The following is a 19,159-nucleotide window of genomic DNA, read 5'->3' on the forward strand; positions in this document are numbered from 1 at the left end:
CGCGCGCCCTAGCGGCTTGCGAAGCATTGCGGAAGGGGGACTATCGTCCTAATCGCCGCCACCATGTCGAAAACGCCCCAAGCCATTCGCGGCACGCAGGATATCTTCGGACCCGAAGCCGAAGCCTTCGCCTTTGTTGTCGAAACCTTCGAGCGCGTGCGCAAGCTGTACCGCTTTCGCCGTGTGGAAATGCCGGTATTCGAGAAAACCGAAGTATTCAGCCGTGCCATCGGCGAGACCACCGATGTGGTGTCGAAGGAAATGTATTCGTTCGAAGACCGCGGCGGCGATTCGCTGACGCTGCGCCCCGAATTCACCGCCGGGATCGCGCGCGCTTACCTGTCCAACGGCTGGCAGCAGCACGCGCCGCTCAAGGTCGCGACGCACGGCCCGCTGTTCCGTTACGAGCGCCCTCAGAAGGGCCGCTACCGGCAGTTTCACCAGATCGATGCGGAAATCATCGGTGCGGCTGAACCGCAAGCCGATGTCGAATTGCTGGCGATGGCCGACCAGCTCCTGAAGGAACTCGGCATCGAGGGCGTGACCCTGCACCTCAACACACTTGGCGATGGCGACAGCCGCGAAGCATGGCGCGCCGCGCTGGTCGAATATTTCCGCGCAGTGAAGGACGAGCTAAGCGAAGATTCGCAAGAACGGCTCGAGAAGAACCCGCTGCGCATCCTCGACAGCAAGGATCGCCGCGACCAGAAATTCGTCGCCGATGCGCCCAAGATCGATGATTTTCTGACCGACGAGGCGAAGGCCTTCTTCGAAGCCGTCACCAGCGGCCTCGATGCGGCGGGCGTGAAATGGACACGCGCGGAAAGCCTCGTGCGCGGCCTCGACTATTACCGGCACACCGCCTTCGAGTTCATTCCCGACGAGGGCAGCGAAGCGGCCAGCAAGCTCGGCAGCCAGAGCACGATCCTGGGTGGCGGACGCTATGATGGCCTGATGGAAAGCCTCGGCGGCGCAGCCACCCCTGCGGTGGGCTGGGCGGCTGGGATCGAGCGGCTTGCGATGCTGGTGGGCGATCGCGGTGAAGGCGTTGCAGATGTCATTGTGGTTGTTGAGGATGACGCCCAAATGGCGCGCGCAATTCACACCCTTGGCAATCTTCGTTCAGAAGGACTGACCGCAGAGCTTTTCGCATCTGGCTCGCCCAGGAAGCGTTACGACAAGGCAGTCAAGCAGCAACCTCTGGCGCTCATCTCGTTCAAGCGCGAAAATGACGCTCAGACGCACTCCATAAATGCGGATGGAGAGATCGCCGACCGCATAAACAAGGCACTTGCTGGTTTCCAATGACCATCCCCGCCGAACGCCTTCAACAGATTGCTCACCGCTTCGCTGAACTGGAAGCGCGGATGGCGTCTGGCCAGCTTGTGGGCGACGAGTTCGTCCAGGCGAGCCGCGACTATTCCGAACTGGAACCGGTGGCCAAGGTCGCTGCCGAGGTTAAAGCGGCGCGCGAGGAGATCGCGGAGCTGGAAGAAATGCTCGCCGATCCGGAAATGAAAGCCATGGCGGAAGAGGAACTTGCCGCCCTTCGCAAGCGCTTGCCCGAAGCCGAGCGCGAACTGGCCATCGCCATGCTCCCGCGTGACAGTGCCGACAACAAGCCAGCCATGCTCGAAATCCGCGCCGGCACCGGCGGAGACGAGGCCGCGTTGTTCGCAGGCGACCTATTCCGGATGTACGAACGCTACGCCGCCGAACAGGGCTGGAAGGTCGAGCCGGTTAGCATGAACGCGTCCGAGGTTGGCGGCTTCAAGGAAATCGTCGCCAACGTCACCGGGAAGGGTGTGTTCGCCAAGCTCAAGTTTGAAAGCGGCGTCCACCGTGTCCAGCGCGTGCCCGAAACCGAAAGCGGCGGGCGTATCCATACCTCGGCGGCAACCGTGGCCGTTCTGCCAGAGCCGGACGACGTCGACATCCAGATCGATCCCGGCGACCTCAAGATCGATACCTACCGCGCCAGCGGGGCGGGCGGCCAGCACGTGAACACGACGGACAGCGCGATCCGGATCACGCACTTGCCCACCGATACGGTCGTCACCTGCCAGGACGGGCGTAGCCAGCACAAGAACAAGGAAAAGGCGATGCAGGTCCTGCGCGCACGCCTTTATGAAGCGCAGCGCGAAGCCACACAGGGCGCCGAAGCCGAGGCGCGCAAGGCCATGGTCGGGTCGGGCGACCGGTCCGAGCGCATCCGGACCTATAATTATCCGCAAGGCCGCGTGACCGACCACCGCATCGGCCTGACCTTGCACAAGCTGCCCGAAATCATCGGAGGTCCCGGCCTTGGCGAGCTGGTCAATGCGCTGATCGCCGAGGACGAAGCCAAGCGGCTCGCCGCGCTCAGTGAGTAACGGCGCGGCACCAAGCGTTGCCGACGCGATCCGTGCGGCGGCAGACCGCCTGTCGCCAACCAGCGATACCGCGCGGCTTGATGCCGAATTGCTGATGGCCCACGCTCTTGGAGTGTCGCGGTCGCGAATGCTGATCACGCTGATGCGCGAAGAGGAGCCGCCGGGATTTGCCCCGCTCGTAACGCGCCGCGCCGCCTGTGAGCCGGTAGCGCATATCTTGGGGGCGCAGGAATTTTGCGGCCTGGACTTTGCAGTCACGCCCGACACCCTCATCCCGCGCGGCGATAGTGAAACGATCGTCGAGGCGGCGCTCGAGGTCGCTCCATCGGCCAGCCGGGTGCTCGACATGGGGACAGGGTCCGGTGCCTTGCTCCTGGCATATCTGCACGAAAACCCAGGCGCGGCCGGCGTCGGAACCGACGCTTCACCGGCAGCCTTGCGCGTCGCGCAAACCAATGCCGAACGACTTGGCCTGGCCGAGCGAGCGCAGTTTCACGAAGCGAATTGGCTCTGCGAGGGGTGGGCCAGCGATCTTGGCCAGTTCGATCTGGTGCTTTGCAATCCGCCCTATGTGGAGGATGATGCCGAGCTCGACCCCGATGTCCGAGAATACGAACCAGCATCCGCACTGTTTTCTGGGCCAGAGGGGCTTGACGATTATCGGGCGATTATCCCGCAGCTTGGCAAGCTTTTAATTCCGGGGGGGCTGGCTGTCCTCGAAATCGGCGCAGAACAGGCACCCGCAGTGGCAGCAATTGCACACGAATCGGGCTTCGAAACAAAGCTGCGACTCGACCTTGCTGAACGTCCCAGAGCGCTGATCCTGAGATAAGGGCTTGGCAAAGGCGATTCGACCCTCTACCTCTGGCCATAGGCCAGTGGTGTGCGCGTAATTTCGCCCCATCGGTTCTAGCTCCGACATTGCAGTTCTGGTGCGAGGTTCCGGCCCCGCATACCATGCACAAACAGGGGTACGCATTGCGCCGGAGGGTGCGCCTTGCGCAAGGGGATTGGCGGCAATTGCGGACCAGAAGGTTCGCGCCGCGCCATAACTAAGGACGAATATCCTTGAACAACAATCGTAATAACAACCGTCGTCGCGGACGTCATAATACTAACCGCAGTCAGGGCGGAGGCAATTCGGCCAACCGGATCGATAGCCGTGCCCGGGGCAATGCGCCCCAGATGCTCGACAAGTACAAGAAGCTGGCTCAGGACGCCCAACACAATGGCGACCGCGTTCAGGCTGAATACTATCTGCAATTTGCCGACCATTACTTCCGCGTGATCGCCGACAACAAGGCGCGTCAGGAAGAGGCCAAGGCCAAGCGCCCTGACGATCGCCAGCAAAGCGACGATGATGGTGATGACGACGGCGATGATCGCCGCGGCAACCGCCGCCCGCGTGTTCGCCGGGACGACGAACAGGACCAGCCCCGGACCAAGCCGCGCGCTCGCAAGAGCCGTGATGGCTCGGACGGGGACGACACGGACTTCGAGCCTTCGAAAAACCCCTTCACCCGCAAGGATGAAGAAGATGAGAAGCCGAAGAAGCGCCGCGCTCCGCGCAAGGCGCAGAAGCGTGACGAAGGCGAGCAAGGCGGCGACGGCGAGATCGATGCTGCGGCCCTGCCTCCGGCGATCGGTTCGAACGATGACGACGGCGCAGCCAAGCCGGCACCGCGTCGTCGCCGCCGCAAGGCTGACGAGAGCGAAGCCGAAACCGCGGTAGGCTGATGTTGATCGCGCCAGCCGCGCTTGCGGCTGACGCTTTCACTTGCCAACCACGTCGCTGACTTTAACAGGCGAGGCGATGGATCGTCTCGCCGGTTATCTCGCAAAATTCCCCTACTGGAGCGCGCTTGCGCTCGGCCTTGTCGCTGCGCTCGGCTACCCGCCGTTGCACCTCTGGCCGCTCGCGATCGCCGGCATGGCGGCCTATACATGGCTGCTGTGGCAGCGGCCCAGCGCCAAAAGCGCGTTCCTGGCAGGATGGCTGTTCGGGGTCGCGCATTTCACGCTGACCAACAACTGGATCGCCACCGCCTTTACCTTCCAGGCCCAAATGCCGAGCATCCTGGGGTGGGCTGCGGTCCCCTTGCTTTCCTTGTACCTAGCAGTTTGGCCGGGTCTGGCCTCGCTTGGCGCGTGGCTGGTTGCTCGCAAGAGCGGGCCGGTTGCAGCTTCGCTCGCCTTTGGTGCCCTATGGATTGCGGCTGAATGGCTGCGAAGCTGGGTTTTCACAGGCTATGCGTGGGGCCCCTTTTCGCTGTCGCTGCTGGGCGACTGGAGCAGGCCGGGCTGGGCAGGAATCCTGCCCTATTTCGGCACTTACGCCCTGTCCGGCCTCGCGGTGGCGGTATGCGGATTGCTTGCGTGGATGGTGTCGACCGGACGCCGAACTGCAGTCGGCGTGACCGGGGCGCTGATGATTGGCGGCATGCTTTGGCCTGCATCTCAGCCTCGTGAAGGCTCGCTGCCTCTAACGCTGGTCCAGCCCAATCTGAAGCAGGAAGACATCCACGATCCGAGCAAGTACGAAGAGCAGTTCCAGCAGATTGCCCGGCTCAGCAAGAAGCAGCGCGACGTCGAACGCAGATTGGTGCTGTGGCCTGAAAGCGGAGTCCCCGATTACCTGCGCGATGGTTATCCGCAGCGGTATTACGATCAGACGACTGCCGCCGGCGAACCCGCCTTCGCGCGCTTCAGAATAGGGCAAGCCATCTCGGATGGAGGCTTGCTGCTTACCGGTGCGACCGATCTGGAAATGGGCGAGGTTGATGGATATCGCCGCGCCGTCGGGGCATACAATACTGTAACCGCGATCGAAGCGAACGGCACCCTGGGGCCCCGTTATGCCAAGGCGCATCTGGTGCCGTACGGCGAATACTTGCCAATGCGGGAGCTTCTGGAGCCGCTTGGCTTGTCCCGCCTGGTGGCCGGAAGCATCGACTTCCTGCCAGGGCCCGGACCCCAGACGTTCGATTTCAAGGAATACGGCAAGGCCGGGATGCAGATCTGCTACGAGATAGTGTTCTCCGGCGAAGTCACCGATCCCGACAACCGTCCTGACTACATCTTTAACCCGTCCAATGACGGCTGGTTTGGCCTTTGGGGGCCGCCCCAGCATTTGGGCCAAGCCCGGATGCGTGCCATCGAAGAAGGACTTCCGGTGCTGCGTTCCACCACAACCGGTATCAGCGCGGTAATCGATGCGCGGGGGGTGGTGCGCAACCACATTGGGAAATACCAGGCGGACCGGATTGACACACTTGTGCCGCCGCCTGCCGCGCCAACATGGTTCGCGCGGTCAGGGCACTGGCTGACACTCCTTTGGGGTATCGCCTTAATCGTTGCATCACTTGTTGCCATGCGAGTGCAGGACCGTTACGTGTCTCAAGACACATAAAGGTTTCTTTATATCCACTAATCGGGGTCTCAATGCGCGCTAATTATCTCTTCACTTCCGAAAGCGTTTCCGAAGGACACCCGGACAAGGTTTCCGATCAGATCAGTGACGCGATCGTTGACCTGATGCTGGCCAAGGATCCAGAAGCGCGCGTGGCTTGCGAAACGATGACCACGACGCAGCGCGTGATCCTGTCGGGCGAAATTCGCTGCGCGCCGATGTACGATGCCAAGAATCCCGAATGGGCGGAGAACGGCGGCTGGGCGCCGGGCGCGAAGGAAGAAATCGAAAAAGCGGTCCGCCGCACCGTGCGCGAAATCGGGTATGAGCAGGAAGGGTTCCACTGGAAGACCCTCACGTTCGAAAACCACTTGCACGGCCAGTCTTCCGAAATCGCCCAGGGCGTCGATGCCAGTGGCAACAAGGATGAAGGTGCCGGCGACCAGGGAATTATGTTCGGTTTCGCCTGCGATGAAACGCCTGATTTGATGCCCGCGACACTCGATTACAGTCACAAGATCCTCGAACGTCTCGCGGCCGACCGCAAAAGCGGCGCAGCGCCGTTCCTCGAACCTGATGCGAAGAGCCAGGTCACGCTCCGCTACGAGAACGGAAAGCCGGTCGAATGCACTGCGATCGTCGTCTCGACCCAGCACGCGAAGGGATATCACGAAGGCGAAAAGGAAGCCGAGCTCAAGTCCTACGTAAAAGGCGTGGTGAGCGACATCCTGCCGAGCGGCTGGCTGACCGACGAAACCGAGTGGCACATCAATCCCACCGGAGCATTCGAGATCGGTGGCCCTGACGGGGACGCTGGCCTTACCGGCCGCAAGATCATTGTCGACACCTATGGCGGCGCGGCTCCGCACGGCGGCGGAGCATTCAGCGGCAAGGACCCGACCAAGGTCGATCGTTCTGCTGCCTATATCGCCCGCTATTTGGCGAAGAACATTGTCGCTGCGAAGCTTGCTACGCGGTGCACGATCCAGCTGGCCTACGCGATTGGCGTATCGAAGCCGCTGTCGCTCTATGTTGATACCCACGGCACGAGCATCGAAGGCGTTTCCGACGAGGCGCTGGAAAATGCCATCGCGTCAATCGACAGCCTCAGCGGGCTTACGCCGCGCGGCATCCGCACGCATCTCGGTCTCAACAAGCCGATCTACCGGCAGAGCGCGGCCTATGGCCATTTCGGGCGTCAGGCCGACGGTGATGCGTTTCCCTGGGAGCGCACCGACCTGACTGACGAACTGAAAACCGCGCTCGGCTGACTTAGCGGCCTTGGTCGGCGCCTTTGCGCGGGGAGGGTTTGTCGAGGGTCAGTTCTGCATCTGAAAAGCTGAACGGGCTGCGCAGGCCCGGCACGCCGTCAGGCATGATTTTCATGCCGCGTGCTTGTACCTGCGGGTCCGAAAAGACCTCGTCCAGATTATTGATGGGCCCTGCCGGGACGCCTGCCCCGGCGCACTTGGCCAGCAGTTCATCGCGCGGCAGTTTTATCGTTTCGCCTGCGATGAGCGCATCGATTGTAGCGCGGTGCGCGATCCGGCTCTCGTTGGTCTTGAAACGGTCGTCCTCGACAAGATCCTCCCGGCCCAGGACCCGCAAAAGTTTGCGGAACAAAGCATCGTTCGCAGGAGCAAGGACGACGGGTCCGTCTCGTGTCGGGAAAACCCCATAAGCGCTGACCTGTGCGTGCGCGTTGCCCATGCGCGGAGGGTTCTGCCCCGTTGCGAAATAGGTCATCGCTTGGTTGGCCAGCAACCCGACCGAACAATCGAGCAGGCTCATGTCGATCCACTGGCCCTTGCCGGTCCGGTGCCGCATCAACAGGGCGGCTTGCACGGCATTGGCTGACCACAGCCCACAGGCGAGATCGCTAACGGAAGTGCCATGCTTCATCGGCTCGCCATCCGGCTCGCCCGTCAGCGACATGAAGCCGCTCATCGCCTGGATAACGAAATCATAGCCCGGCTCGTCGCGCCGCGGTCCGTCCTGTCCGAATCCTGTGATCGAACAATAGACCAGAGCAGGGTTGGCTTTCCCAAGGCTCGCATAGTCGAGCTTGAACTTGGCCAGTGCACCGGGCTTGAAGTTTTCGAGCACCACATCGGCACTGGCGGCTAGATCGGATATCTGTCCAAGCTGTTCAGGATCGCGAAAATCCGCCACGACGCCGCGTTTGCCGCGATTGCAGGCGTGGTAATAGGCGGCCGTTCGCTCGCCCTCGTGCTCGATCCAAGGCGGCCCCCAGATGCGGGTGTTGTCGCCTTCCGGGCTTTCGACCTTGATCACATCCGCGCCCAGATCGGCGAGGATCTGACCCGCCCATGGGCCCGCCAGCACGCGCGCCAGTTCCAGCACCTTCAGGCCCGCAAGAGGGGTGCCTTCATTGCGAGGTTTGTCGAGCCAGGCGGCCATCCGAGCGTCAGCCCAAGGCGACTTCGTACTTCGCCGTAGTCTTCGCGGCTACTTCCTCCGCCGACACTCCGGGAGCCAGTTCGATCAGCCTGAAGGGACTGTCATGGTCGGGCCGGTGGAACACGGCGAGATTGGTGATGATCATGTCGACCACGTTCTGTCCGGTCAGCGGCAGCGTGCATTCCGGAATGAACTTCGGGCTGCCGTCCTTGGCATTATGGTCCATCACCACGATGATCTTTTTCACGCCGGCGACGAGGTCCATCGCGCCGCCCATTCCCTTGATCATCTTGCCCGGGATCATCCAGTTGGCGATGTCGCCGTTTTCGGCGACTTCCATCGCGCCCAACACGGTCAAATCAATATGCCCGCCGCGGATCATGGCGAAACTGGCGGCACTGTCGAAATAGGCGCTGTGCGGCAGTTCGCTGATCGTTTGCTTGCCGGCATTGATCAGGTCGGCATCTTCCTCGCCGGCATAGGGGAAGGGGCCGATGCCGAGCATGCCGTTTTCGCTCTGGAGCGTTACGTGCATGCCTTCAGGGATGTGGTTTGCGACCAGTGTCGGTATGCCGATGCCCAGATTGACGTAATAGCCGTCTTCCAGCTCCTTGGCGGCGCGGGCAGCCATCTGATCACGGTCCCAGCCAGTTTTCTCTGCGGTCTCGCTCATCTCAATTGCCTTCGTTCGTGATTGCGGGCGCGGTCTGGGCATTCCAGCGCTGGTCTTCTGTGAAGACCTCGCCGATCGAGCCCTTGATGGAATCTCCGTAAACGGGGTTGGGCAGGGCGAACCAGCCATTGCCCCAGAGCTGCGCGTACTCTCCGCGCGAAGCCATCTGGCGGCGGTCCTGCACGCCCAGGTCATCATCGTTAAAGATGTCAGCAAAGTCGCCCAGATTGTCGCCTGCAAGCGCAATCACGCAGAATTTCTCTGAAATCATCGCGCGGCGGCCATCCTTGTCGCCGTTGCCGCCATCGTCTCCGCGCAGATACAGGGTTTCGAGATGCGTGGCATCGCCCAGACCAGCGACGGCGATAGCACGCGCTGCACCTTCGGGACTGAACTGCCGATTGGTATTGAATACCGGCGTGATGCCAGCTTCGCGCAAGCGTCGTATCCCCGTGACGGCACCCGGCACGGGTCTGGCGAGCGGTGCGCCATCATTTTCCCATTCCTGCCAGGTCGCGGACGAGTATTCGTTACCCATTGCGAGCCAGTATTCGTAGCCTGCATTCAGGATCACGGTCTCGTCGACGTCGAATACCACAGCGAGCGGCTTGATCGTTTCGCCTACAGTACATGCGGGCTGGGACACGCTGCCGGCAATACCCATCGGTACGGCTTGCGGGATGCGGCGTTCACGGGCGCGCGCCACTGCATAGTCGGCCAGCATCCGCCAGCTCTGGATCGATACGGCCGAGGCTTCACCCGAACCATAAAGCCAGCGCATGGAATCCGGCGCATCGCTGCTGATGGACTGTGCCGCATCCGGTTTGGCCGACGCTTGATAATAGTTCGTGGTCGCCGTGGTACAGCCTGCAAGGGCAACCGCTGCTGCCGATATGACGAGCGACCGGATCATGCCGTTTCCCGTTCGCGAGTTGTCACGAACTCGATCTTCTTGTCGTAGGGCGCTCCGACAATCATGCGTTGCACATACACGCCGGACAGGTGGATGCAGTCCGGATCGAGGCTGCCGGTCGGTACGATCTCTTCGACCTCGACCACGCAAACCTTGCCGCAGGTCGCGGCCGGCTGGTTGAAATTGCGGGCGGTCTTGCGGAAGACGAGGTTACCGGTTTCGTCTGCCTTCCATGCCTTGACGATGGCGAGATCGGCAAAGATGCCGTGTTCGAGGATATAGTCTTCCATTTGTCCGTCGCGATTGGCGAAAGATTTCACTTCCTTGCCCTCGGCAACCTGCGTGCCGACACCGGTCTTGGTGTAGAAGCCGGGAATACCCGCTCCGCCTGCTCGCATGCGTTCAGCAAGCGTACCTTGGGGGCAGAATTCCACCTCAAGCTCTCCAGAAAGGAATTGCCGTTCGAATTCCTTGTTCTCGCCGACATAGGAAGAGATCATTTTCTTCACCTGCTGCGTGCGCAGCAACATGCCGATGCCTTCATTGTCGATCCCGGCATTGTTGCTGGCGAAGGTTAGGTTCTTCACGCCGCTCTCGCGGATAGCCTCCAGCAGTCGCTCGGGTATGCCGCACAGGCCGAACCCCCCGCTGGCAATCAGCATGTCGTCTGTCAGAAGCCCGTCGAGGGCCGCGGCGGCATCGGGATAAAGCTTGTTCATCAATCCTCCGTTACCCAGAGGCTGCTAGCGCCCGACTGCGAGCCTGTCACCCCTTCTAACTGCGAGCCTTTCTGGCCGCAGTAGCTGGGTCATTGACGAAGCGGCCTTTACGAAGCGATATTAGGGAAATGAAACGAATAGCGGGTTCATTTTTGAATCGATGTGCCAGCGCGGCGATGGCCTTGGCCTGTACCAGCACCCTATCGGCACATGAGGCGAGGCCACCACAAGAAAACCGAGGTGATGTGTACGCATTCATGCCCGGGTTCGTCATCGATACTAAACGCGGACGATTCATGAACCGGATACGGGGATCGGCGATCCCCATGCAGGATTGCTCGGATAAGACGGAATATTGCCTGCGCTCAAATCTGCTGGCGATTAGCTTTCCGCGCTCATGCGATGCTTTCGAAAAGTTCATCTCCGACGGGGGATCAGGTCACATATCGGTTGCCGCTAGCTACATGAAAAACATGCACCTGTTCAACATGCGCACGTATCTGCTCGTCGACGACCGTTTCCCACACTACGGTTTCCTTGCGAACGAGCGCGGAATCCGCGGACTGGTTTACACGCCATTGCTGCCAGTCAAGGACGTTGCGACTTCGGATGCGCTGGCGGCGGCGGATGAGGGTGACAAACAAGAGTTTGTCTTCTCCGAATTGGTATCAGCAGTCCCCATGATGCAATGCGAAGCGGATACTTAGCTTGCGTTTTATGCAACAAATCTTGATCCTTTCGCACTTGCACAAAAACGCGTCTGCCAGCATATGTCTCCCTGCCTTTTAGGCATCCTCTCCCAAGACTTTCCAAGCCCGGCCGGTTTTCCTGCCGGGCTTTTTTCTTGCCTCGCTTCGGCGATCGCTTGGACCCCATGGCAGTCTCGCTCATTGCAACATTGTGACCAGTCCCCATCTCGTGCGGGACAGCAATGAATTGACGCAAGGGAGTGTGCCCAGATGGCCGATGCGGATGCAGCGACTGCGGTAGAAGAAAAATCGGTCAGGTTGCAGGTAGCTGCAGCCCGCCAGGAAGAAAGCGGGCAGGGCATTGCCCGTATGCCGCGCTCCGCGTTCCAGTCGCTCGGCATCACAGAAGGCGATACCGTCCAGATCACTGGCAAGCGCGACACCGTAGCCATTGCCATGCCCGCTTATGACGAAGACCAGTCGCTTGATGTGATCAGGCTCGACGGTCTCCAGCGCGGCAACGCGGAAGTCGGCTCGGGCGAGCATGTAAAGGTGGTTGCCGCAGAATCGCGCCCGGCTACCCGGGTCGTCTTCGCACCGGCCAATCGCGAAATGCGGCTCCAGGGACCGGCGCAGGCATTGAAGCGCAATTTCTTCCAGAAGCCGATCATGGCGGGCGATCTCGTGGCTACTACCGGCCAGCAACCGGTCCAGAACATGCCGCAGGAAGTGCGCCGCATGTTCAACGCGCCAGCATATGCCCTGACCCAGATCCGCCTGAGCGTGGTTTCCACCAGCCCCAAGGGCATCGTCCACATTGACGAAAATACCGAGGTCGAGCTGCGCGCCGAGTTCGAAGAACCGCGCGATGGCCGCGCCGTCGTGAACTATGACGATGTCGGCGGCATGGGAGAAACCATCCAGCAGCTCCGCGAAATGGTCGAGCTGCCGCTGCGCTATCCTGAACTGTTCACACGGCTCGGCGTCGATCCGCCCAAGGGCGTGCTGCTGCATGGACCCCCCGGAACCGGCAAGACCCGGCTGGCGCAAGCGGTCGCCAATGAAAGTGATGCAAATTTCTTCACGATCAACGGACCCGAGATCATGGGATCGGGCTACGGCGATAGCGAAAAAGCACTGCGCCAAGTGTTCGAGGAAGCCGCCAAGGCATCGCCTGCGATTATCTTTATCGACGAGATCGATTCCATCGCGCCGAAGCGTGACCGCGTACCGGGTGAAGCCGAAAAGCGCCTGGTCGCTCAATTGCTCACCTTGATGGACGGCCTGGAAGCACGTTCAAACCTTGTCGTGATTGCGGCGACCAATCGCCCCGACGCGATCGACGAAGCTCTGCGCCGCCCGGGCCGGTTCGACCGCGAAATCGTGATCGGTGTGCCTGACGAGCAGGGCCGCCGCGAAATCCTCGGCATTCACACCCGCGGGATGCCGCTGGGCGACCGGGTCGACCTGCAGGAACTGGCCAAGGCCACTTACGGCTTCGTTGGCGCTGATATCGGGGCCTTGGCACGCGAGGCGGCCATTGATGCGGTCCGCCGGATCATGCCCAAGATCGATCTCGACGAGCGGACAATTCCGCCTGAGGTTCTCGACGAACTTTGCGTCACTCGCGAAGATTTTGTCGAGGCTCTCAAACGCATCCAGCCTTCTGCCATGCGCGAAGTGATGGTGCAGATGCCCAATGTAGGCTGGTCGGACATCGGCGGCGTCGGCGATGCCATCGAAAAGCTGAAAGAGGGCATCGAGCTGCCGATGAAAAATCCGGAAGCGTTCCGCCGTCTGGGTATCAGGCCGGCCAAGGGCTTCCTGCTTTATGGCCCGCCAGGAACCGGCAAGACGCTGCTCGCCAAGGCGGTCGCCAAGGAAGCGAAAGCGAACTTCATCTCGATGAAGAGCTCGGACCTCTTGTCCAAATGGTATGGCGAAAGCGAACAGCAGATTGCGCGTATGTTCAAACGCGCCCGCTCGGTCGCACCATGCGTGATCTTCATCGACGAGATCGACAGCCTCGTCCCCGCTCGCGGTAGCGGACAGGGCGAACCGCAGGTTACCGGCCGCGTCGTCAACACCATCCTCGCCGAAATGGATGGGTTGGAAGAATTGCAGTCGGTGGTCGTGATTGGCGCGACTAACCGTCCAACGCTGGTCGATCCTGCGCTGCTGCGTCCTGGCCGGTTCGACGAGCTTGTTTATGTTGGGACGCCCGACAAACCTGGCCGCGAACAGATACTCGGCATTCATACGGCGAATATGCCGCTCGCCGATGATGTGGTGCTGGCAGACGTGGCGGAAAAGACAGACCGCTTCACCGGCGCCGACCTCGAAGACGTTGTGCGGCGGGCAGGGCTCAACGCCCTTCAGCGCGCGGGCGGGGATGTGCAGCAAGTGACCTCTGCCGACTTTACCGAAGCGCTCAATGACAGCCGCGCGACAGTGACCAGCCGCATGGAAGAGGAATACAAGAAAATGCGCGGTGAACTGAAGAAACGCGCTGCCGAAGTGCAGCCGATTGGCTTCATTCACGAAGGCATGGTCGAAAGTACCCGCGACCAGAAGCACTGATGCTTCGGCGGCTGGCCCAGTGTCAGCCGCCGGTCAGCCGCCGGTGACGCGGGCGTTAGCCGCTTCGACCTCGAGGCGGTGACGGATGAGCGCTTCGGGCTGCTCTTTCCGCAGCCACTGGACCATATGTTCGCGTACAGCACAGCGCAGGTTGAACAGATCGCCGATGGTCTCCGCGCTCATCGAGAGACGAAGCTCGACACTCTCGGGGTAGGCCTCGGTCATCAGGAGGGCCAGATTGCGCTGGTCCCACAATGGATGAGCCCTGACGAAACGCTCGAACTCCTTGCGGATCGGTTCGATATCCGACGCCGGATCGAGGTGCAGCATGACCGGACCGGTGAGCGCTTCGCTGACACGCGACCAGTTCTCGAACAGATTGTCGAGGAAAACGGAGGTCGGCACGACAAGGACGCGTTCGTCCCAGGTGCGGACCGTGACAAAGCTCATGCGGATTTCTTCTACGCGCCCGGCTTGCCCCTCTACCTTCACCAGATCGCCAATCCGGAGCGGCTGCGTGATGGCCATCTGCAATCCGGCAATCAGCGATTTAAGCGCGGGCTGCGCCGCAGCACCGATCGCAAGAGCGGCAAGGCCGGCAGAAGCCAGCATGGTGGTGCCGACGTCCGCTACGCCCGGAATATTGAGCATAATAAGCGAAACTGCGATGATCACGATGGCCACGCGGATGGTGCGCGACAGGATCGCGATGCGCGTCCGGTGCGAACGTGTCGCGACCTCGTCGCCCTGTATTTCGACCTGACGCTCGTAACCCGCGGCGAAGCCCTTCACTACGGCAAAGGCCACCCAGCCGATCAGGGCTGGCGTGAGGAACTTTACAAAGGTGTCCCAACCATCGCCAACCAGTGCGTCATTTTCCGCTGCAATGGAAATTGCAAAGCCGACCATGGCCCAGCGCATCGGTTTGCGGACTTTTTGCACGACGACATCGTCGATCTGGCTGGCCGATGATTTGGTAAACCGCCGGATCAAGGCGAAGGCAATGAAGTGGACGACTAGTGCCAACAGGATTGCGCCGCCCAGAGCAACGGCGGTTTCCACCATAGCCTCGGTCGAGACTTCCCAGTTTTGCGGATTGTATCGTTGAATCATCGAACGCCAGTTAGGCCGCAGCTTCGGGTGTTGCAAGCAAGGTGGCGGCCTCGTCAAACGGCATGGTGATCTTCACAACCAGTCCGTCACCGGTGAAATCGCGTGTCACGGTCCCGCCGAACTGGCGTGCAGCGGAGTTCATGAGGAGGCTTCCAAAGCCTTTGCGTTCGGGCTCACCGTCCAGTTTTACGCCCGTTTCGCGCCATGTCAGTTCGATTTCATCGCCGCTCTTTTTCCAACTGACATTAATGGAGCCCCCGTTCGCCCAGGCGCCGTATTTCACAGCATTCGTGGTGAGTTCGTGGAATACGAGCCCCAGCGGAGTAATGCGCTTGGCCGGAAGGAAGATTTCCGGGCCTTCGATCGTGGCAGTCTGGGTGGATGAACGGTAAGGGGCCAGCGAAGTGTCGATCAACACCTCCAGGGATGCAAGCTGCGTATCGAGCGCGCCCTGACTGACCTCATGGGCCGTAAGCAGTGCCCTGATCCGCTCTGAAATACTGTCGGTCAGTGGCTTGGCTTCGGGTTTGTCGCGCGCGCTCATCTGCACGATGGCAAGGACGACCGCGAACAGGTTTTTGACCCTGTGGTTGAGTTCGCGGGCAAGCAAGTCGGCCCGGTCGCGCGCTTCGCCCACCGCAGCAGCCTGTGCGGCTTCGGCCTCGGCCCGTGCGGCACGTGATACCAGCCTGGCGCCGAACAGGATCGCGATCAGCAGGAGCACGATCAGTCCGCCAAGCAAAGGCAGGATACGCGCCTCGAACCGAGCGGTGTCTGCAGCCTGCGTGGCGAGGATCTTGCGTTCGATCACCCGCATTTCGTCAATCGCACGCCGCAGCCGCTGCATGGCCTCGTGCCCTTCGTCCGACAGGACGGCTTGGCGGGCATCGAGCAGGCGTCCATCCTGTACCAGCAGGACTGAACGTTCCATCTCACCAAATTTGGCGCGCGCAAGCGCATCGATCTGGTCGAGCAGCTCCTCCTGCCTAAGGGTCATCTGGCCGTCGAGATGACCGCGCAGGCGGCGCAGCGTCGGATCAATCTGTTCGCTGCCTTCTTCCCATGAAGTGAGGTAGCGGCGATCCAGCGTGATGAGATACCCGCGCTGCCCGGTTTCTGCATTCAGCGCCGCGGTCTCAACCTGCTCCAGTTCATTGAGGATGAGGGCGGTGAGCTGCGATTGCTGGCGCTCCTCGCGCTCAGCCTCGACAGTCTGGTAGACGATGAGGATCAGCGCGAACATCGCGCCGAAAATGATCAGAGAAAGCACGGCATTCGGCCAGCGTTGGCCGCGCCTGACAATCCTAGCTAGTTCTTTCAATGCGCCGACCCCCAGCTTTTGCCCGTTCCGATTTCGATACCCAGCGGCACGTCGAGTATGACTGCTGGCCGGGCCGCATTTGCCATAACGTTCTCGATCACTTTGGAAGCGGCGTCGATATCGCTTTCTGGCAGTTCGAAAACCAATTCATCGTGCACTTGGAGCAGCATCTGCACCTTGGGTAAGCCTGCATCGGCAAGTGCGGCCTCCATGCGGATCATGGCCCGTTTGATGATGTCAGCGCTGGTGCCCTGGATCGGTGCGTTGATGGCCGCGCGCTCGCTCCCCTGGCGCTCTGCCTGATTCTTCGATCCGATGCGCGGGAACCACGTTTTGCGGCCAAAGAGCGTTTCCGAGTAACCGCGCTCGCGCACTGTCTCCAGCGTCTCCTGAATGTACCGCTGGATGCCGGGAAAGCGCTTGAAATAGGTATCGATCATTGCCTGTGCCTCGTCTGCCTCGACGCCAAGGCGGCCTGCGAGGCCCCAGCGGGAAATACCGTAGAGGATGGCGAAGTTGATCGTCTTGGCTTGGGCGCGTGTGTCGCGGGTCACTTCGCCAAACATCTCGGTTGCCGTGCGGGCGTGGATGTCCTCACCATTGGCGAAGGCTTCCTTCAGCGGCCCCACATCCGCCATATGAGCGGCGAGCCGCAGCTCGATCTGCGAATAGTCGGCAGCCAGCAGGACATTGCCTTCCTCTGCGACAAAGGCATCGCGGATCTGGCGGCCGATTGCGGTACGGATGGGGATGTTCTGGAGGTTGGGGTCGGTCGAAGACAGGCGGCCAGTCTGGGCGCCGACAAGGCTGTAGCTGGTATGCACCCGACCGGTCTTCGCGTTGATCGCTTCCTGGAGCGCGTCGGTATAGGTCGACTTGAGCTTGGTCAGCTGGCGCCATTCCAGCACCTTGTCAGCGATCTCGGCGCCCTCACCGGAAAGCCTCTCCAGGATCGATTGGTCGGTCGAATACTGGCCGCTCTTGCCCTTCTTGCCGCCCTTGTAGCCAAGTGTATCGAACAGGACATCGCCCAGCTGTTTCGGGCTGCCAACGGTGAATTCCCGCCCCGCGAGTGCGTGAATTTCCTTCTCAAGCCTGCCCGTTTCGGTCGCAAATTCCTTCGACAGACCGGCTAGGTTGGCCCGGTCCACCTTGATGCCGCGCTGTTCCATGCGGGCGACGACAGGGACCAGCGGCCGGTCAACGCGTTCATAGATCGCCGTGCCGCCTTCGAGCGGGAGGCGGTGCTTGAGATGCTGGTACAATCGCCACGTCACGTCAGCATCTTCCGCCGCGTATTCGGTCGCCCGGTCCAGCGGCACTTCGCCGAAGCTGATGGCCTTCTTTCCGGTTCCGCACACTTCCTTGAAGGTCAGGCAGGTGTGGCCTAGGTGCCGGTCGACCAATTCGTCCATGCCGTGCCCGCCGCCAATCCCGTCGAGGCCGCGCCCGGCGTCGAGATCGAAGCTGATGACCATGGTGTCGTCGATCGGTGTGACCTCCACATCATAGCGAGCCAGCACGTTGAGATCGTATTTTCCGTTGTGGAATATCTTCGTGACCGCATCCGACGCCAAGAGTGGCCGCAGGGCGGCAAGCGCGTCTTCCAGCGCAATCTGGTCCGGCTTTTCGGCGAACATATCGGTCCCGCCGTGTGCGAGCGGGATATAGCACGCATCGTTCGGTCCCAAGGCAAGGCTGATGCCGACGAGGTCGGCCGCCATGCTGTCGAGCGCGCTGGTTTCGGTGTCCACGGCGACCAGCATCGATGCTTCGGCGCGCGATACCCATGCCTTCAGCCGATCGATCGTCTGGACGCATTCATAGGACGAACGGTCGACAGCAGGCATTTCGGGCAGAGGCTGGCGGCTTCCCTGCGGGCTTGCTTCTGCGCCTGCGTTTTCCGCCTTGGCGGGATTGAGGTTGTTGGGCCGGTCAGGACTGCCAGACCCTGCATCGAGCCGGCGGAGCAGACTGGTGAACCCATGCTTTTCAAGGAATTGCGCAAGGGGTCCAGGGGGCACGCCGTCGAGTTTCATGTCGTCTATGTCGACCGGCAGTCCGCAATCCTCCTTGAGGGTGACCAGGACGCGGCTGAGTTCTGCATCGGCACGGTGTTCGATCAGACGTTCTTTCAGCTTGGACTTCTTCATGTCCTCTGCAGAATCGAGTGCGGCCGTAAGATCGCCATGTTCTGCGATCAGCTTGCTAGCGGTCTTGGGCCCGACGCCGAAGATGCCTGGAATGTTATCGACTGAATCGCCCATCAACGCGAGGACGTCGCCGACCTTCTCGGGTGGAACGCCGAACTTCTCCTCGACTTCCTCGATATAGATGCGCGCGTTTTTCATTGTGTCGAGCATGTCGATGCGCGCACCATCGCGTTCCCCGACAAGCTGCATCAAATCCTTGTCGGAGGACACGATGGTCACATCCCAGCCTTTGGACTGCGCCTCGCGCGCATAGGATGCGATCATATCATCCGCTTCGACGTCCGGCTCCTCGATACAGGGCAAGGAGAACGCCCGGGTCGCGTGCCGGATAAGCGGGAACTGCGGCACGAGGTCTTCTGGCGGATCGGGCCGGTTGGCCTTGTACTGATCGTAAATCTCGTTCCGGAAGGAATGGCTCGACTTGTCCAATACCACCGCGAGGTGTGTCGGACCGTCTGCCTTGTCGAGGTCCTCGGCCAGCTTCCACAGCATGGTGGTATAGCCATAAACCGCACCAACAGGCGTCCCTTCAGGGTCAGTCAGCGGCGGCAGCCGGTGATAGGCCCTGAAAATATATGCTGATCCATCGACGAGGTAGAGGTGATTTTTATCGGCCATCGCCAGGGTGACTAGCAGCGAGTCGACCATTTGGGGAGCGGAAACGGCTGTAAAAATGTGGCCAAGATATGGCGGAAATCCGGCAATTCGAGGGCAAACAAGGCATCAATGTGGCGAA

General features: G+C 61.0%; 15 protein-coding genes. 8 read left to right on the forward strand and 7 right to left on the reverse strand.

What is annotated here, in order from left to right; all coding sequences use genetic code 11:
• Positions 1 to 63: 63 nt before the first annotated feature.
• The 6 genes from hisS to metK all read left to right on the forward strand — a co-directional run bounded on the left by hisS (position 64) and on the right by metK (position 7,052).
• Entirely contained in the window at positions 64 to 1,308 is a 1,245-nt protein-coding gene (gene hisS, locus K3166_RS00525) for a histidine--tRNA ligase (RefSeq protein WP_221422773.1), read from the forward strand.
• Positions 1,305 to 2,372, forward strand: a complete 1,068-nt coding sequence (prfA, locus tag K3166_RS00530; RefSeq protein WP_221422774.1) for a peptide chain release factor 1 — start codon at positions 1,305 to 1,307, stop codon at positions 2,370 to 2,372. Before hisS ends, prfA begins: the two co-directional genes overlap by 4 nt.
• A complete protein-coding gene (gene prmC / locus K3166_RS00535) occupies positions 2,365 to 3,204 on the forward strand; it encodes a peptide chain release factor N(5)-glutamine methyltransferase (protein ID WP_221422775.1) in 840 nt (279 codons plus the stop codon). Before prfA ends, prmC begins: the two co-directional genes overlap by 8 nt.
• A 236-nt stretch (positions 3,205 to 3,440) precedes the next feature.
• Positions 3,441 to 4,109 (forward strand): DUF4167 domain-containing protein, encoded by a 669-nt coding sequence (locus K3166_RS00540; protein ID WP_221422776.1) that lies wholly within the window; start codon positions 3,441 to 3,443, stop codon positions 4,107 to 4,109.
• A 76-nt stretch (positions 4,110 to 4,185) separates the two neighbouring features.
• Positions 4,186 to 5,781, forward strand: a complete 1,596-nt coding sequence (gene lnt / locus K3166_RS00545; protein ID WP_221422777.1) for an apolipoprotein N-acyltransferase — start codon at positions 4,186 to 4,188, stop codon at positions 5,779 to 5,781.
• Positions 5,782 to 5,813: 32 nt separating this feature from the next.
• Complete coding sequence (metK, locus tag K3166_RS00550; protein WP_221422778.1) at positions 5,814 to 7,052, forward strand: methionine adenosyltransferase; 1,239 nt, start codon at positions 5,814 to 5,816, stop codon at positions 7,050 to 7,052.
• Between the two features lies 1 nt (position 7,053).
• Here metK and K3166_RS00555 read toward each other — a convergent pair whose 3' ends face one another.
• Genes K3166_RS00555 through K3166_RS00570 form a run of 4 tightly spaced genes read right to left on the reverse strand, consistent with a single transcriptional unit; the run spans position 7,054 to position 10,507 of the window.
• The gene (locus tag K3166_RS00555) at positions 7,054 to 8,202 is read right to left on the reverse strand and encodes a CaiB/BaiF CoA transferase family protein (RefSeq protein ID WP_221422779.1); all 1,149 of its coding nucleotides are present in this window, start codon (positions 8,200 to 8,202) and stop codon (positions 7,054 to 7,056) included.
• 7 nt (positions 8,203 to 8,209) lie between these two features.
• Positions 8,210 to 8,875 carry a CoA transferase subunit B gene (locus K3166_RS00560; RefSeq protein WP_221422780.1) on the reverse strand — a complete coding sequence of 222 codons (666 nt, stop codon included), beginning with the start codon at positions 8,873 to 8,875 and terminating at the stop codon, positions 8,210 to 8,212.
• Position 8,876: 1 nt separating this feature from the next.
• Positions 8,877 to 9,788, reverse strand: a complete 912-nt coding sequence (locus tag K3166_RS00565) for a 5'-nucleotidase, lipoprotein e(P4) family (protein ID WP_221422781.1) — start codon at positions 9,786 to 9,788, stop codon at positions 8,877 to 8,879.
• Positions 9,785 to 10,507, reverse strand: a complete 723-nt coding sequence (locus K3166_RS00570; protein WP_221422782.1) for a CoA transferase subunit A — start codon at positions 10,505 to 10,507, stop codon at positions 9,785 to 9,787. The genes K3166_RS00565 and K3166_RS00570 overlap by 4 nt, the downstream gene beginning before the upstream one ends.
• A 128-nt stretch (positions 10,508 to 10,635) precedes the next feature.
• On the opposite strand from K3166_RS00570, the gene K3166_RS00575 reads away from it, so the two are divergent.
• The gene (locus tag K3166_RS00575) at positions 10,636 to 11,214 is read left to right on the forward strand and encodes a hypothetical protein (RefSeq protein WP_221422783.1); all 579 of its coding nucleotides are present in this window, start codon (positions 10,636 to 10,638) and stop codon (positions 11,212 to 11,214) included.
• A gap of 252 nt (positions 11,215 to 11,466) precedes the next feature.
• Positions 11,467 to 13,776 carry a CDC48 family AAA ATPase gene (locus K3166_RS00580; protein ID WP_221422784.1) on the forward strand — a complete coding sequence of 770 codons (2,310 nt, stop codon included), beginning with the start codon at positions 11,467 to 11,469 and terminating at the stop codon, positions 13,774 to 13,776.
• Between the two features lie 33 nt (positions 13,777 to 13,809).
• Here the strand turns inward: K3166_RS00580 and K3166_RS00585 are convergent, their stop codons facing one another.
• Genes K3166_RS00585 through polA form a run of 3 tightly spaced genes read right to left on the reverse strand, consistent with a single transcriptional unit; the run spans position 13,810 to position 19,041 of the window.
• Positions 13,810 to 14,889 (reverse strand): mechanosensitive ion channel family protein, encoded by a 1,080-nt coding sequence (locus tag K3166_RS00585; RefSeq protein ID WP_221422785.1) that lies wholly within the window; start codon positions 14,887 to 14,889, stop codon positions 13,810 to 13,812.
• A 10-nt stretch (positions 14,890 to 14,899) separates the two neighbouring features.
• Positions 14,900 to 16,159, reverse strand: coding sequence for a sensor histidine kinase (locus K3166_RS00590; RefSeq protein ID WP_221422786.1), 1,260 nt, complete (start codon positions 16,157 to 16,159; stop codon positions 14,900 to 14,902).
• Between the two features lie 47 nt (positions 16,160 to 16,206).
• On the reverse strand, positions 16,207 to 19,041 hold the full coding sequence (polA, locus tag K3166_RS00595) for a DNA polymerase I (protein WP_221422787.1): 2,835 nt from the start codon (positions 19,039 to 19,041) through the stop codon (positions 16,207 to 16,209).
• Positions 19,042 to 19,159 lie beyond the last annotated feature (118 nt).

This window comes from Qipengyuania psychrotolerans (assembly GCF_019711355.1).
Classification (GTDB): domain Bacteria; phylum Pseudomonadota; class Alphaproteobacteria; order Sphingomonadales; family Sphingomonadaceae; genus Qipengyuania; species Qipengyuania psychrotolerans.

Excerpts from the sequence above, each read along its gene's own strand:
- hisS (WP_221422773.1), top strand. The coding sequence starts at position 64 with ATGTCGAAAACGCCCCAAGCCATTCGCGGCACGCAGGATATCTTCGGA.
- prfA (WP_221422774.1), top strand. The coding sequence starts at position 1,305 with ATGACCATCCCCGCCGAACGCCTTCAACAGATTGCTCACCGCTTCGCT.
- lnt (WP_221422777.1), top strand. The coding sequence starts at position 4,186 with ATGGATCGTCTCGCCGGTTATCTCGCAAAATTCCCCTACTGGAGCGCG.
- metK (WP_221422778.1), top strand. The coding sequence starts at position 5,814 with ATGCGCGCTAATTATCTCTTCACTTCCGAAAGCGTTTCCGAAGGACAC.
- K3166_RS00555 (WP_221422779.1), bottom strand. The coding sequence starts at position 8,202 with ATGGCCGCCTGGCTCGACAAACCTCGCAATGAAGGCACCCCTCTTGCG.
- K3166_RS00560 (WP_221422780.1), bottom strand. The coding sequence starts at position 8,875 with ATGAGCGAGACCGCAGAGAAAACTGGCTGGGACCGTGATCAGATGGCT.
- K3166_RS00565 (WP_221422781.1), bottom strand. The coding sequence starts at position 9,788 with ATGATCCGGTCGCTCGTCATATCGGCAGCAGCGGTTGCCCTTGCAGGC.
- K3166_RS00570 (WP_221422782.1), bottom strand. The coding sequence starts at position 10,507 with ATGAACAAGCTTTATCCCGATGCCGCCGCGGCCCTCGACGGGCTTCTG.
- K3166_RS00575 (WP_221422783.1), top strand. The coding sequence starts at position 10,636 with ATGAAACGAATAGCGGGTTCATTTTTGAATCGATGTGCCAGCGCGGCG.
- K3166_RS00580 (WP_221422784.1), top strand. The coding sequence starts at position 11,467 with ATGGCCGATGCGGATGCAGCGACTGCGGTAGAAGAAAAATCGGTCAGG.
- K3166_RS00585 (WP_221422785.1), bottom strand. The coding sequence starts at position 14,889 with ATGATTCAACGATACAATCCGCAAAACTGGGAAGTCTCGACCGAGGCT.
- polA (WP_221422787.1), bottom strand. The coding sequence starts at position 19,041 with ATGGCCGATAAAAATCACCTCTACCTCGTCGATGGATCAGCATATATT.